Genomic DNA, 14586 nt, shown 5'->3' with positions numbered 1-14586 from the left:
GGCGCCGGTGATGTCCGGCACCCCCGGTACGGCGTCTGTCAGCGGCGGCGGCCCCGGCGCACCTTCAGCTCCTCGAACCGGGGAGCGTCGCCCTCCCGGACCCGCTGCCACGCTCTGCGGTACAGGTCCGCGACCGGTTCGGCCGGCACGATCACGCCGAGGGGCGTGTGATCGCCGTCGACGAGGTCGAACAGCGGCAGCTTCCAGCGCTCCAGGGGAACGCGCGGGGAGGGCTGCTCGGCCCAGCCGCCGGGCAGGAAGAGGGAGCGGCCCGCCCTGGTCCGGGTGGCCTCGACCACGAGGTCGGTGGCGGCCAGTTCGGCGCGGGCCGCCTTGAGACGGGTCGGTTTCCAGCCCGTCCACCGGGCCGTCGTGCGGTCGGTCGGGTCGGGCATGGCGAGCAGCATCAGATACAGCGTGGCCGCGTCCTCGCCGAGGCCGTACTCCTTGGCCACCTCGATGACCAGGTCGGGCACGGAGTGGCCCGGGTGCTGGGGCCACCAGGTGCCGTCCTTGTCCCACTCGCCCGCGACCGGCTCGCCGGGGTCGGCGAGGAGAGCCGCGAACCGGGGGTCGCGGACCAGCCGCAGGGCGACCTCGGCCGGGAACGGCTGGTCGTTGACGCGGGTCGCGGGCAGATACGGGTCCTGGCCGGCCTCGTCGAGGAGGTCGACCCGGATGCCCGGGGCCGGCTGGTCGTCGTGGGTGGCCAGGACGACGGCGCCGTAGCGCTCGAATCCCGGGCCGGTCTCGGTGGGCGTGCCCGCCGTCTTCCGGAACGCGGGGAGGCTGATGTACGGGCCGAGGTCGAGCATCAGCCCGGGGGCTGCCAGGCGTTGGCGCACCGCGGTGAGCGCGGGCGGCAGCGCGGCGCGGATCGGGTCGCCGGCGGGCAGCCGGTGGGCGAGCCACGCGGCGAGGCCGACCGAGCCGACCAGGGTCTGCGTGATGAACCCGGCCGTGTCGTTGCCGACCGGCCGCACCCGGTCGCCGTTGACCTCCCACCGCAGATCCCGGCTGAGCTGCGGGGCACGGGTCGGGTCCAGCAGCGCGGGCAGCGCTTCCCGTACCGGCCAGGGTGCGTGCTTGAAGGCGCGGATGGCGTCGCTGAGCAGGTCCTCGGGGATGGCGGGCCGCTTGCCGAGCCTGCTGTTCCACACCGCGGCACCCGCCGCCACGTCCGGGCCCTCGATCCACAGCCGGACCGGGTCGGCGGGCAGCAGCGCGGCCACGACCGCGGTGCGGACGGCACTGTCGAGGGCACGCAGTTCGTCCTTGGCGACCGCCGCCGGGGCGACCTTCACCCCGATCACGTTGCGGGCCTCGGTGGTGAGGAAGGCCCGCTCGTAGGCGTCGACTCCCGGCAGCCCGGCGACGACGAGCCGGGCCATGGTCTCGGTGACGCCGGTCAGCCGGGCGAACTCCTCGGCGGCGTCCGGGAACCACGGTGCCGGACCGTGCTCGGCGAGCGCCGCGAGGAACGCACCGAGCCGGCCCGGGTGTTCGTCCTCGCCGATCGGGTCACAGGCCAGGACCTTGTACGGCTCCGGAGCGGCGAACCGTCCTGCCGGATCGTGGAACAGACCGGTGAAGTCGCAGCCGTCGTCGCCCAGGGAGCCGTGTCCGGTCACCGCGACGAAGGCGCCGCCTGCCAGCGGCAGCAGCCCGTTCCAGGAGCCCTCCCGCCAGGTGCCCGAGGCCAGTCGCAGCCGGTGCGCGTCCAGATGCAGCGTCACCGTGCGCCAGCGACCGGCCGCACCGGACTGTCCCAGCCCCAACTGTTCGAATCCGGCGAGCAGTTGGCGAAGGGCTTCGCGGTGTTCGTCGGCGGTGGTACCGGCCGCCGCCCGGTAGGCGAGGGCCGTCACCCGACCGAGCAGGGTGTGCAACTCAGGCTGCCCGACGGGCAGTTCAGGCCCGTCGAGGTGGAGCCGGCCATCGGACGGTTCCGGTACGGCCTCGGTGGCGCCGACGGCGCGGGTCAGCACCCGCAGGGCACGGAAGACCGTGTCGGCCTGGTCGTCGCGGTTCCACCAGTAGCCGTTCGACGCGCCGAGACCGCTCATCGCCTCGCGCAGCGCGCTGTCCGTCGGACCGGCCGGACCCTCGTCCTCCACTCCGCCTTCCAGGGCCAGGGTGAGCCGGGTCGCGGCCGCGTCCAGGACCGCCTGCTGGGCCGCCGCGTACCGCACGACCCCGGCGATGCCCGCGAGCAGGGCGGGGTGGGTGACGTGCAGCAGGGTGCGGATCGCGCCGGGCAGCGCCTCGGGTTCCTTGTCGCCGGCGGCCGACAGCAGGGCGGCGGCGGTGTCCCGGTCGATGCGGCGCAGTCCCGTGGAGCCCTCCGGGTCGCGCGGGGTCAGGCACTCCCAGTACTGCATCGGCGGCAGCAGCAGAGTGCCCTCGCCGAAGACGCCCGCCGTGCGGTCGGTCTTCGCCCAGGCGGTGACGACACCGTCCGCGTCGACCAGATCGAGCTGCCAGCCGTTGTGCACGACCGCGGTGGGCCGCTCGGCTCCGGGGAACATCATCAGCGCGTACGGCCGGCCCGCCTCGGCGGGCAGCGTGAGGGAGTGCCCGGCGAGATCCTCGACACGCGTGGAGCCGTCGGGGAGTTCCAGCCTGCGCAGGCCCACAAGGCCGTCGACGGGCGCCGAGGCGGGAGCGGCGCCGGACGTGGGGGAGGGGCGCAGCCGACCCCCGGCGAAGGTGCTGCCCGCGGGGGCGTCGCGCAGCGCGTCGGCGAGGAAAGCGGGCCGGCTCATGCGTCCGCGCTCGTCGGTGGCCGGGTCGTACTCGTACCAGCCGCGCGCCTCCGGGTCTTCGGAATCCGCGTGCCAGACCCAGTAGTTGGAGCCGTCGAAGAGCAGCGGTCGCTCCTCGGGCACGGTGGTGTCGCCGGCGTGCAGTACACCGTGGCCGGTGGTCCGGCCGCCGCCCGGGAGCGGCAGGGTGATGGGGAAGTTGCCCTTGTACCAGTCCATTTCGGTACCACGGGTACCGCGCGGGCCCTGGAGCTTCTCGACCCGGTCGGCACGGGTGTGCCAGTAGCCGCGCAGGCCGTCGTTGCGGCTGTTCCAGTAGACGAGGAGTTCGCCGTCGACGTGGTGGAAGCCGGGGTCGCCGTACCGGTCGCCCGACGGGATGCGCAGATCGTGGGTGAGCAGGGTGCCCTCGGCGCCGATCACCCGGGCCTGGGCCCCGCCGGCCACCACGAGGTGGGGCCAGGCGTCGGCGACGATCAGGTCCTCCACCTGCTTCTTCGGCACGAGTTCGGCCGCCGCCTCCTCCCAGGCGGGCCAGCCGAGTTCGTCGAAGAGACCGGCCCGCAGGGTGCGCGCCAGCACGGGCGCGAGGTCGGTGGCGACCGCCTCGCGAACGTCCGCCTCGGCCAGCGCCAGCGCCTCGGCGGGCAGCCACTTCAGACGGGCCAGCGCGTCGGGCAGCTGGGGCAGACCGACCGCGGTGAACCGCTCGACGACCGTGCGCACCCACTGGGCCAGCAGCGGACGGCAGCCGGGTGACTGCGCCAGCAGCCGGATGGCCCGCAGACCGGGGTCGTCGTCGCCGAACCGGTCCGCGCCCTTCAGGAAGGCGCCGTGGAACCGGGCGTCGGCGCCCAGGAGCAGCAGATCCCGGTGCCCGTCGCCCTGCGCCCACTGCTCCAGCGGCAGGGCGTGGCCCCGCTCCGGGGCCGCCACCGGCACGTCCAGGGACAGCAGCAGGTCGATCAGGTCGATGTCGTGGGTGACCTTCAACGCGCCGCCGGACGCGGCGAGTTCGGCACGCAGCCGGTCCGCCGTCCGCTCCACGAGCGGGTACAGCTGCGGCATCCGGGTCGAGCCGCGCCAGGACCGGGCCCGCTCACGGAACGTCAGGAAACGCTCCAGCCACCCTGCCGTACCGTCCCGGGGACGCTCCTCCTCGGGCAGCGCGGCGTCCCACAACCCCGCCGTGGCACCGGAGTCCTCCAGCACCTGGAGCCACAGCGCGGGCATCTCGTCGTCGTAGCCCGCCGGAATCATGTCCAGCAGAGTGCCGCGCACCTGCCGCTCGCGCGCGGCCAGCGCCACCAGCGCGGCACGGTGGCCCTTCCACCAGCCGGCCGCGGCACGCAGCGTGGCCGGCAGACCGAGCAGTTCGGACAGGTAGTCCTGCTCGGCGAGGTCGGCGTTCTGCCCCGCGGCGCGGGCCAGCTTGCGCAGGTCGCCCGCCATCTGCGCGGACGGCGGCAGACCGCCCGCGGTACGGCGCAGACACAACCGGGTGAAGCGCCGCAGCGCCTCGTCGGCCGGCACCCGCGCGGCCAGCTCCTTGCCGTAGGAGGACAGCACCTTCACCGGCAGCGCGCCCGCCAGCGCGAACTCCAGGAACACCGCGTCGAGACGGTCCTCCTCGATGACGAGCCCGTGTTCCGCCTCGGCCTTGCGGGCCCGTGTGAACAACTGCGCCGCGTAGGTGGCGTTCTCCTCGGCGAGGAACACCCGGCCCGCCTGTTCGTAGAAGGTCGGCAGGAAGTGCGGGACGGAGGCCGCCAGCCGCGCGCCGAGTTCCACGTAGGCGTCCAGGGCGGCCTTGGGCCGGGACTTCGCCTGCCGGGCGGCCCGCTCCAGGTCCGGTACGACACCGAGCGCGTGGTGTCCGTCCTCGGGATGGTGCACCAGCACCCACTCCGGGAAGCCCAGCGACTGGCGCAGCCCGAGCCCCACCACTGCCGGTTCGCCGGCCTGCTCCAAACCGAGGAAACCGGCGGCCAGGTCCTCAGCCGCACCCAGCTCACCCGCGACCAGCCGCACCACCACCCGGTCGTCGAGACCCGGGTGCCGATAGGTGCGGGCCGTCAGCGGCACCGCCCGCTCACCGGCGCCCTCCGCGTCCGGCGGCAGCACCGCCCCTGCCGCGAGCATCTCCTCGTACGACACCTGCGTCCCCCCGCTCATGCGCTCTTGCCTTCCTCGATGTCACGCCGGGCGTACAGTGCCGCCGCCATCCGCATCCCCTCGGACCAGGCCACCGGTCCGACCTCACGCAACGGCAGGGCGCGGCCGTCCTGGTCCTGCCAGCTGAGCCCCCCGGTATCCACCGTGTCCTCCCAGTACGGCTCCCCGATCCACACGGAGGCCTCGACGGTGCGCCCGCCGTCGCGCACCCGGGCCGTGGAGTAGCCGCCGGAGACGCGGTAGCCGAGTGAACTGGCGCGCGCGGCGAGGGCGAAGCGCGAGCGGAACGAGCCGCCGGCGAACTCCCGCACCTCCGTGGCCTTGGGGGCGAGCTCGTCGGGTCGCTGCCAGGTCGCCCGGTGGATCTGCTCGACGCGCTGGACTATGCCCAACTCGGCGGCGAACTCCCGGATGTCGTCGAGGTCCGGCAGCAGCATCGGGTGCGGCAGGGTCACCGTGCGCGGGGACAGCCGTACCGTCTCGCCGTCGAGGTTCACCACCCGCAGCTCGCCGTCCTCGGTGGTGCCCCGCAGGAAGCCGACCTCGTCGGGGTCGTCGCCGACCACGGCCAGGTCGCGCAGAGCCGACTGCCAGGCCTCGTCCGGCCACACACGGACCAGCAGGGCGGTCGGGACGGGCAGCGACGAAACCATCCAGGAGTCGACCTGAGCGACGCACCCCGCAGCGTGCCGATCCAGCCATTCGGCGAACCGCCGCAGCCGGTCCACCTCCGGGTGGTCCTTGAGCGCGCGCGGCAGGGACTTCAACTGCCGCCCCGCTGCCCGGCCCCCGGTGGCACGCGCCGCCACCCGCCCCTCCACCAGGGCGACTTCATACCCGTCACCCGCCGACAGCCAACCCACGATGCCCCCGCCTTCCGCATCAACACAGCCCGAAGAAAGCACAGTTCAGCCGGGACGTCCCGACATCTGTGCGACGACAACCGGAACGTTAGCGGCGATCACTGACAATCGGCCGGGGAAGCTGTGGACGGGCTACGAGAAGCCATCGGTGAAACCGGCGAACGAGGCGCGAGGGCATGCTCGTTCCACGCACTCGCACAGGGCCGGCAGACTGTTCGCCGGGCTACGAGTTCAGGCCAAACGCACGGCCCCTGCCCGGAACGGACGTGCCGTCACAGACGCAGCACGATCAGGGCCGTGTCGTCGGTGTTGCCCTCGGCGGGGAGCAGATCGGCGAGGAGCGCGTCGGCCATGGACTCGGGTTCCGCGTGCCGGTGGTGGGCGAGGGAGCCGGCGAGGCGGGCCAGACCGCGGTCGATGTCCTCCGTACGACGCTCGATCAGTCCGTCGGTGTACAGCACCAGGGTGGCGCCCTCGGCGAAGGGGACGCTCGTCTGCACCCGGCTGACATGCTCGGGTCTGGCGCCCAGGGGCGGGTCGGTGGCCTGGTCGAGGAAGGTCACCGTGCCGTCGGGATCGAGCAGGGCCGGCGGCGGATGGCCCGCGCAGCTGTAGGTGATGGTGTGGTCGTCCCAGTCGATGAACGTCGTGACCGCGGTGGCCGACTCGGCGCCCTCGACGAAACGGGAGTACAGACCGAGGGCCTCAAGGGCGGAGCCCGGCCCGTCGGCGACGCGGCAGGCCGCGCTCAGGGCGCTGCGCAGCTGGCCCATGGCGCAGGCAGCCGCCAGACCGTGTCCGACGACGTCACCGACGGCGACCGCCATTCCGCCGTCGGGCAGGTCGACCAGGTCGTACCAGTCGCCGCAGACGTTCAGGGCGCCCACGGCGGGCCGGTAGCGGACGGCCGCCCGGTGATGGCCGACGGGTCGCGGCGGGGGAAGCATCGCCGCCTGCAGAGTGAGGGCCACCTCGCGCTCGTGGGCGTGGGCCGTGCGCAACCGCTCGTTGACCTGCTGCAGCTCACGCGCCCGGGTGTACAGCTCGGCCTCCAGCGCCCGGGCCCGGCTGTCGTCGGCCTGGCCGCTGAAGCCCCGGACGAACTCGGTGACCTCCTCGACCCGGTGCACGATCAGCATCACTTCGCCGTCCCGACCGCGGACGGGCGCGTTGACCGGGCTCCAGAAGTGCTCCACCCACCGGCCGGACAGCGGGGGGTCCTCGATGTCGTAGCGGAGCAGGGCCATGGTGTCGCGCTCTCCGGTGGTCACCGCGCGGAGCATCGACTCCCGGGTCTCGCGCATGCCGGCCGCCGCCGGGTCCTTGGGGTTCTCGGGGAAGACGTCGAAGATGTAGCGGCCGACCAGTTCCTCGCGCTTGCGTCCCGACAGGCGCTGGAAGTCCTCGTTGGCGTCGAGGTAGACGAGCTCTGGGCTGAGCAGCGCCACCATGCCGGGCAGGTCGCGGAAGACCGCCGCGTAGTCGATCTCCGGATCCTGCATGGCCTGCCCGTTTCGACGCCGATGGTCACTGTGTCGCTCCACGATAAGAGGGATCTGGCCATGAAGCCCGGAAACGGCGCTTTTCGGTCCGGCAGGCAGCGGTGATGCCTCCGGCCGTCACCCGACCGAGTGGCCTGCCCGCAGGGGCTGCCGTGGGTGGCCGGGCGATGGTATTGCCCGATGAGCGGCCATGCCGGTCATGATCCGGTGTCCGTCGAGCCGACGAGGCCCGTGGTGACCCGGCGGTAGGCCGCTCGGGCGTGCAGGGGGGGCCAGAGCAGTGCCCACCACGGCAACGCTGAACAGGCAGGCGAGCCAGAACGTGTCGCGGTGTCCGGCCCAGGTGAGAGTGCCGGCGGGAGGTATGGCGAAGCCGTTGAGGAAGAGCCGGCACAGGACCGCGGTGCCGGGGGCCGCCGTGAAGCGGGTGCACTGACCTGACCGATCGCTCTTCACCGCCCGCTGGAGGCACCGGCCCGGCACGAACCGGGTCCCGGCGCCCCCGACGGCATCGATCTGTACGAGCTTCGGAGTCAGGCTCGGGGTGTCACGGCTTCCGGGCGAGGCCGCCGTGCTCGCCGATCTGTACCGGAGCCGGGGAGGTGGACTCCGGGCGCCAGAGGGGGACCGAGACCACCCCGGGGTCCACCAGTTCCAGGCCGTCGAAGTACGCCGTGATCTCGTCGACGGTGCGCAGGTTGTAGGGGACGGCGCCGCTTTCGTTGTAGGCGTCCTGGGCCTGTTCGAAGACCGGATCGATGCCCCGCGAGCCGTCGTTGATGGAGAGGTAACTGCCGGACGGCAGCGCGTCCATCAGGCGGGTGACGATGGAGCGTGCCTGGTCGTGGCCGGCGACATGGCCCAGGATGTTGCTGAGGATGAGCGCGGTGGGGCGGGTGAGGTCCAGCGTCTTGGCGGCTTCCGCCAGGATGCGGTCAGGGTCCGTCACATTGGCGTCCACGTAGGCGGTCACCCCCTCCGGCGTGGAGTAGAGCAGAGCGTGGGCGTGCGCGAGGACCATCGGGTCGTTGTCGACGTAGACGATCCGGGCCTCGGGGGCGATCCGCTGGGCGACCTGATGGGTGTTGTCAGCGGTCGGCAGACCGGTGCCGACGTCCAGGAACTGCCGGATGCCCGCCTCGGAGACCAGGTACGTGATGTTGCGGCGCAGGAAGGCGCGGCTGCTGCGGGCGATGGTGACGATGCCGGGGAAGACGGCGGTGTACGCGTCGCCGGCCTCCTCGTCGACGGGGTAGTTGTCCTTGCCGCCCAGCCAGTAGTTCCAGATCCGGGCCGAGTGCGGCACCGATGTGTCGATCTTCTGCTGTGCGGCCGGTCCGGGCGTCATTGCTTGGTCTGGCATGGGTAGCGTTCGTCCTTCGGCCGAGGTGTGCGATGTCCGCCGCTCAACCTACGTCCCAACGGCCCGGCCGCGTAAGCCAGTTCGTCTCTCCGGAGCAATCGAGTACTGGTCCGCATGCATCACGAGCCGCCCATCCGCGGTTCCTTGACCATCGCGTCGGGTATTGCCGCAGGCCACAGGGCTTGCCGGCTCACCTGTGGGTTCCCAGGCGGAGGGCCAGGCTGTGGGCGGATTCGCTGGTGAGCCCACCGACGACGGCGAAGCGGCCTTCGGTGAGAGGGGCGGCTACGTAGGGTGTGTCCCGGAGCCGGCCGTCGATGACGACGGCCAGTTCGTTGCGCGGGGCCGGGGCCGTGGCGAGGGTGCCGGTGAGGTCGGCGAGGCGGGTCCGGTCTGCGGGGCTCAGGGTCAGGTCGACCTCCCACTCGCCGGCGCTGCTGCGGGCCTTCGCGGAAACGGCTCGGACGTCGGTCATGCCGCCTGCCCGGTCGACCTGGACGCAGGACGCAGGGCTGCTCGCGGTCGCGCGCAAGGTGTAGCCGTTGCTGCCGGCGGCACAGGCGTGCTCCGTGACGGACGTGACGGGCAGGATGGAGATCCTGGTCGCCTGCTCAGCGTTCCCGATGCCTCCTACGGCGGGCTGCACCGGGTGCGCGCGCCAGGTCGCGCCATCCGCGACGGCGATCCCGGCGGTGGCGATCGCGGCGACGGCGATGACTCCGGCCCCGGCGCGGGTCAGCCGCTGCCGCCGCCGGGCGACCCGCAACGCGTCGTCGGCCAGGGCGACCAGGTAAGGACCGGCGGGGTCGCCCCCGCTCTCTTGGACATGGGTGTGCAGGGCATGGTGCAGGGGGTGTTCGGTCGACTCGTTCATGCGACGGTGCTCCTTCCGGAGGCAGGGGAGGGGGAGGGAGCAGCCACCGGTCCCGCCTCGGCGAAGGCGGCGCGGAGGGAGGTCAGGGCCTTGTGGGTCTGGCTGCGGACCGTGCCTTGGGCGATGCCCAGGATCTCGGCGATCTCGGGATCCGGCAGGTCCTCGAAGTAGCGCAGCACGATCACCGCGCGCTGGCGCTTGGGCAGACGTCGTAGAGCGGCCATGATGTCCTGCCGCTGGACCACGGTGTCGGCCCAGTCGGCGGCCTGCGCGGGCGGCTCGGGCAGCGAGTCGGTGACGGTCTCCTTGCCCCAGCTGAGCAGTCGGAAGCGGTCTATCTGGGCGTGATAGATCGCCCGGCGCACATAGGTCTCCGGCTGCTGCCGGTCGCGCAGTCGCGACCAGCGCCGGGCGGTGGACGCGAGTGCGGTCTGGACCAGGTCGCGGCCCTGCTCCCAGTCCCCGGTCAGCAGGTAGGCCGTGTGCAGCAGCGATCTCGACCGTGCCGCCACGAACTCGCGGAACTCGCGCTCATCGTCGGCGTTCAAAGTGCCCTCCCTTGTTCCCCCGTAAAGACGTGTACGGAAGGGGGTTCTACTGCCTTGCCGGTCAGACTTTTTCGACTACGACGCTGCCGACGGCCATCGGCGCCGACCGCTCCACCGACAGTGTGCGGCTCCAGGCGAACGTGATCCGGACCAAGGGTTTGCCAAAGTCGGTGCGCAGTGGATTGCTGGTCCCGGATCACGGAAACACGTGCAGCGGAACAGCGACTTCGCCGTGGGCTCCTACGGATTGCGGCAGAAGTGGCAGTCCACACGCGAGGCCGGCAGGGGGATTCTTGAGCGGGTTTTTCATCCCGCTGTCCCTGGTCTACCTGTCGGCGAGTTCCGGTGCGTCGCTGGTGCGGGTGGGGACGCTCCTGACCGTGGCCGGCGTGCTGTCCCTGCCCCTGCCGCTGTGGACCGGCCATCTTGTCAACCGGCTCGGGCCCCAGCCGATCGTGCTGGTGGCGCAACTGCTCCAGGCAGCGGGGTTCCTGGGGTACCTCATGGTCCGGAACACCGGTGTGCTTCTCCTCGCCGCGACGATCGCCTCACTGGGGCAGCGGGCCTTCTGGTCCTCCGCCTTCACACTGGTCAGCAATCTGTCCGACCGTCAGCCGGGTGGGCACTCCCGCGAGCGATGGTTCGGCATCATCGGCTCGTTGCGCGCGGCGGGCTACGGAGTCGGCGCCGTCGTCGCGGGCGTGGCCCTGTCGGAGAAATCGGGTGCGGTGTACCGAGGGGCCATCAGCGCCTGTGCCGGTCTGTTGTCGGCAGCGGCACTGCTGCTCGCGTCGGCCGTGCCGAGCAAGGCCACGCTGCCTTTCCGGCCATCTCCCGAGGAGCAGGTGGAGACGGATCGAGGCAGACGCGGCTGCTGGGTGCTGTGGGCTGATCGTCCGTACTTGGCCCTGGTCGGGCTGAACACGGCGTTCGCCATGTGCAACGTCATGCTGAGCATTGCCCTCCCACCGTTCGTCGACCGTCGGATCCCGTCCGCGACCTGGGCGATCGGTCCGCTGCTCGCCATGAACACGGTGGTCCAAGCCGTGCTCCAGACGTCGGTCGTCCGCCTGATTCGCCCCGCTGCCACGGCACGTCTCGCTGTGCCTGGCCGGTGTCTTGTGGGGCCTTGTGGGCGTGCCTGACGGCCGGCCCGCTCTGGCTGCTGCGGGGTTTGCAGGTCCCGTGTCTCGCCGTAGCCGTACTGTGCTACTCAGCGGCTCAGCTCGTGCGTTCTCCGGTGTCGAACGCGTTGTCCGCCGATGCCGCGCCTGCTGACCTCCGCGGGCGGTACATGGCCGTCTTCCAGTACTCCTTCGCGATCGCGACAGTCGTAGCCCCACTGCTGTTCTCTGTTCTGTTCGAGGTGTCGAGCGCGGCCCCATGGCTTGTCCTCGCGGCGCTCGCACTCGTGACGATTCCAGGCATGCCGGCCCTTGCTCCCCGTCTGCCGCAGTCCGCGCCGGCGAGTAGCCGAAGGTCCTGAGAGGCCGAGGGAGGCGGTAGTTCGAAGCAGTGCTCGTGCGGGCCGTAGCCCGATCCTGGGCGGTCCGCGAGCTGTGGCTATCCTCACAAATCGTGCCTATAGGGCCTTTTCGTGGCACGGGTCACGTCACGGAACGGCCGCCTCGTCTACGTTCGCAGCTCTGTGCCCCCGCCCCCGAACCGCCGAGGCCCCATGTCGTACCGACCGAATCCCCGACCGACCACGCCGATCGCGAGCACGCCCGGCCGAGGCGGCAGGCGTGCCGGCCTCCGCGCGGTTCTCCTCACCGGCGCCGTGTCCACCCTTCTCGCGGTCGCCGCGGCCGGTCCCGCCGCGGCGGCCGTCACCGGCACGTCGGAGAGCTCCGACGGCGGCACCACGAAGACGGCCTCGACGGGCGAGGTACGCGTGACGACCGCGGTGCTGGACCTGGACCACCCCGCCCTGAAGCCGGAGGTGCGAGGCAAGGATGTCCCCTACGACACGGCCAGCATCATCAAGGTCGACATCCTCGCCACGCTGCTCCTCCAGGCCCAGGACGCCGGACGCGGTCTCACCCAGCAGGAACGCACCTGGGCCACGGCGATGATCGAGCACAGCGACAACGACGCGGCGAACGCACTCTGGAGCCGGATCGGCCAGGCGCCCGGCCTGGAGGCGGCGAACAAGCGCCTCGGTCTCTCTTCGACCGTGGGCGGAGCCGCCGGCAAGTGGGGACTCACCCAGACCACGGCGACCGACCAGATCCGCGTGCTGCAGGCGGTCTTCGCCGACGGCGGGACCTCGTCCGCGAGCGGCTCCGCGCTGACCGAGGCGTCCCAGACCTACATCCGTACGCTGATGACCCGCATCGCCGCCGGCCAGTCATGGGGCGTCTCGGCGGCCTCCGACGCCGGGTGGGCGCTCAAGAACGGCTGGCTGCAACGCAGCACCACCGGCCTGTGGGACATCAACAGCGTCGGAGAGGTCACCTCGGGAACCCATCACTACCTCGTCGCGGTCCTCTCCGCCGGCAATGCGTCGATGGCGGGCGGCATCGCGGCGGTCGAACGCGCGGCTCGCACGGCGGTCTCCTCGGCACGGGTGGTTGGCTGACGGCACGGACGGTCCGACACGACTGCGGGACACCGCCGCCGAGGTCCACCCACTGCGCGACGCATTTCTCGCGCTCGTCCTTGACGACGTTGCGGGACTTCGGTGCCAGACCGATGTCGGCCTTGACGCTCAGCCAGGGCAGCAGATGAGAGTGCTGTGTCACGGACGCGGCATCGGAGTTGACGCCGGTGACACGCTCACCGGCGTAGTGGACCTCGCCGTCGGTGGGGGTGAGTAGTCCCGCGGCCAGATCGAGGATGGTGCTCCTGCCGCATCCGCTGGGCCCGACCACGGCGGCGGCCTTGCCGCGGTCGACCTTGCGCGACACGTTCTCGATCGTCGGCTGAGAGGTGCCGGCGAACTCAAGGGTGCGTCGTCGAGACGGAGGAGGAGATCGAGGGAGTGCGTCGCACGCTTCAGTTCATGGCGGACTGTCAGGCCGGTGGCGACCAGGCGGGGTACTCCCAGGGCAACCGGACCTTCCACCAGCAGATCAAGAACGCTGCCCACCAGCGAACTCTGGCCCGCGTCTACGACACGCTGCTCTACTCCCTCGTCATGAGGCAGTACCGCGACCGCACCGTCCCGCATCCGCGCACCGGGTCCCTTGGGGTGTCGTCAGGAGGAGCCTGGGGAAAGCCGTGGGGGCGATGCGCGGGCGACCTTGTGACGGATGCACCCGGCATCGCCCGTCGTCGGCACGGGGCTCGGCCCGAGCCGGGCCGACTGCGACGCCGACGCGCCTCCGCGCGGAGAAGCTCCGTGGTCTGCGGGAAGGAGCCCGCCCGTACGGGCCCCGGCGTCGACCAGGACCGCGGTGGAGGCGTGGCATCTCGACCGTATGACGGTCGGTGGCCGAGACCGCTCAACGGCCCTGGCGCTTCAGCAGCGTGTCCAGGCGGGGGTACACGGAACGAGCGTTGTGCTCCTGGACTGCCGCCAGGTCGTGTGTGGACAGCTTGGCGGCTTCCGCGTAGCGGCGAGTGTCGTCGAAGTGGTGGCCGGTGCAGGGGTCGATGTCGCGCACCGCGCCGATCATCTCCGAGGCGAACAGGATGTTGCGGGTCGGAATGACGTCGTAGAGGAGGTCGGAGCCGGGTTGGTGGTAGACGCAGGTGTCGAAGGAGACGTTGCCGAGGACGTGTTCCTCCAGCGGGGGCTTCCCGAGTGCCATCGCGAGGCCCCGGAAACGGCCCCAGTGGTAAGGGACCGCCCCGCCGCCGTGCGGGATGACCAGCCGCAGGGTGGGGAAGTCGGCGAAGAGGTCGCCCTGGACCAGTTGCATGAAAGCGGTGGTGTCGGCGTTGAGGTAGTGGGCGCCGGTGGTGTGGAAGGCGGGGTTGACGCTGGTGCTGACGTGGATCATCGCCGGGATGTCGTACTCCACCATCTTCTCGTAGAGCGGGTACCACGAGCGGTCGGTGAGGGGTGGGGCGGTCCAGTGGCCACCTGAGGGGTCAGGGTTGAGGTTGACGGCGACGGCGCCCAACTCTTCGACGCAGCGGTTGAGTTCGGGTATGCAGGTGGCGGGGTCGACGCCAGGGGACTGGGGGAGCATCGCGGCCGGAACGAAGCGCTCGGGGTACAACTGGCTGACGCGGTGGCAGAGTTCGTTGCAGATGGCCGCCCAGGCGGCGGAGGTCTCGAAGCCTCCGACGTGGTGGGCCATGAACGACGCGCGGGGCGAGAAGACCGTCATGTCGATGCCGCGCTCGTCCATCAGCCGCAACTGGTTCGGCTCTATGGTCTCGCGCAGTTCGTCGTCGGATATGCGGAGGTCTGATCGGGCGGGGGTGGCGGCGGGGTCGCTGAGTGAGGCGATCTGCCGGTTGCGCCACTTCTCCAGCGCGGGTGGGGCGGTGGTGTAGTGCCCGTGGCAGTCGATGATCATTGATTCTTCCCTCTCGCCCAAGCG

The 14586-nt window shown here is 71.5% G+C and carries 9 protein-coding genes and 3 pseudogenes; 3 read left to right on the top strand and 9 right to left on the bottom strand.

Features of this window, described 5'->3' with window-relative positions; translation table 11 throughout:
* Window positions 1–38: 38 nt before the first annotated feature.
* The 7 genes and pseudogenes from OH768_RS01150 to OH768_RS01120 form a co-directional block, all read right to left on the bottom strand.
* The gene (locus OH768_RS01150; RefSeq protein WP_406449044.1) at window positions 39–4940 is read right to left on the bottom strand and encodes a DNA-binding protein; all 4902 of its coding nucleotides are present in this window, start codon (window positions 4938–4940) and stop codon (window positions 39–41) included.
* Window positions 4937–5803 (bottom strand): DUF4132 domain-containing protein, encoded by an 867-nt coding sequence (locus tag OH768_RS01145; protein WP_406449042.1) that lies wholly within the window; start codon window positions 5801–5803, stop codon window positions 4937–4939. The genes OH768_RS01150 and OH768_RS01145 overlap by 4 nt, the downstream gene beginning before the upstream one ends.
* Window positions 5804–6075: 272 nt before the next feature.
* The gene (locus OH768_RS01140) at window positions 6076–7305 is read right to left on the bottom strand and encodes a PP2C family protein-serine/threonine phosphatase (RefSeq protein ID WP_406449040.1); all 1230 of its coding nucleotides are present in this window, start codon (window positions 7303–7305) and stop codon (window positions 6076–6078) included.
* Window positions 7306–7502: 197 nt separating this feature from the next.
* Window positions 7503–7821 (bottom strand): annotated as a pseudogene (locus OH768_RS01135) (hypothetical protein).
* Between the two features lie 31 nt (window positions 7822–7852).
* A complete protein-coding gene (locus tag OH768_RS01130) occupies window positions 7853–8668 on the bottom strand; it encodes an SAM-dependent methyltransferase (protein WP_406449038.1) in 816 nt (271 codons plus the stop codon).
* A 190-nt stretch (window positions 8669–8858) separates the two neighbouring features.
* Entirely contained in the window at window positions 8859–9542 is a 684-nt protein-coding gene (locus OH768_RS01125; RefSeq protein ID WP_406449036.1) for a SecDF P1 head subdomain-containing protein, read from the bottom strand.
* Window positions 9539–10090: a SigE family RNA polymerase sigma factor gene (locus OH768_RS01120; protein ID WP_406449034.1), complete on the bottom strand. Its 552-nt coding sequence runs from the start codon at window positions 10088–10090 to the stop codon at window positions 9539–9541. Before OH768_RS01120 ends, OH768_RS01125 begins: the two co-directional genes overlap by 4 nt.
* A gap of 293 nt (window positions 10091–10383) precedes the next feature.
* Between OH768_RS01120 and OH768_RS01115 the strand changes: the two genes are divergently transcribed.
* Both OH768_RS01115 and OH768_RS01110 read left to right on the top strand, forming a co-directional pair.
* A complete protein-coding gene (locus OH768_RS01115) occupies window positions 10384–11235 on the top strand; it encodes an MFS transporter (RefSeq protein ID WP_406449032.1) in 852 nt (283 codons plus the stop codon).
* A gap of 533 nt (window positions 11236–11768) precedes the next feature.
* Window positions 11769–12671, top strand: a complete 903-nt coding sequence (locus OH768_RS01110) for a serine hydrolase (protein ID WP_406449030.1) — start codon at window positions 11769–11771, stop codon at window positions 12669–12671.
* 61 nt (window positions 12672–12732) lie between these two features.
* On the opposite strand, the pseudogene OH768_RS01105 reads toward OH768_RS01110, so the two are convergent.
* A pseudogene (locus tag OH768_RS01105) lies at window positions 12733–12999 on the bottom strand (ATP-binding cassette domain-containing protein); the annotation flags it as partial.
* Between the two features lie 95 nt (window positions 13000–13094).
* Between OH768_RS01105 and OH768_RS01100 the strand changes: the two are divergent.
* Window positions 13095–13202 (top strand): annotated as a pseudogene (locus tag OH768_RS01100) (GntR family transcriptional regulator); the annotation flags it as partial.
* A 334-nt stretch (window positions 13203–13536) separates the two neighbouring features.
* Here OH768_RS01100 and OH768_RS01095 read toward each other — a convergent pair.
* Entirely contained in the window at window positions 13537–14562 is a 1026-nt protein-coding gene (locus OH768_RS01095) for an amidohydrolase family protein (RefSeq protein WP_406449028.1), read from the bottom strand.
* Between the last annotated feature and the right edge of the window lie 24 nt (window positions 14563–14586).

The sequence above is a fragment of the Streptomyces sp. NBC_01622 genome (assembly GCF_045209635.1).
In the GTDB taxonomy this organism is placed as follows: Bacteria; Actinomycetota; Actinomycetes; order Streptomycetales; family Streptomycetaceae; genus Streptomyces.
Note: the sequence above shows the minus strand (reverse complement) of the source record. Positions and strands in the feature narration are given on the sequence as shown.

Coding starts and splice junctions, on each gene's coding strand:
- OH768_RS01150 (WP_406449044.1), bottom strand. CDS start 4,940: ATGAGCGGGGGGACGCAGGTGTCGTACGAGGAGATGCTCGCGGCAGGG.
- OH768_RS01140 (WP_406449040.1), bottom strand. CDS start 7,305: ATGCAGGATCCGGAGATCGACTACGCGGCGGTCTTCCGCGACCTGCCC.
- OH768_RS01130 (WP_406449038.1), bottom strand. CDS start 8,668: ATGCCAGACCAAGCAATGACGCCCGGACCGGCCGCACAGCAGAAGATC.
- OH768_RS01125 (WP_406449036.1), bottom strand. CDS start 9,542: ATGAACGAGTCGACCGAACACCCCCTGCACCATGCCCTGCACACCCAT.
- OH768_RS01110 (WP_406449030.1), top strand. CDS start 11,769: ATGTCGTACCGACCGAATCCCCGACCGACCACGCCGATCGCGAGCACG.
- OH768_RS01095 (WP_406449028.1), bottom strand. CDS start 14,562: ATGATCATCGACTGCCACGGGCACTACACCACCGCCCCACCCGCGCTG.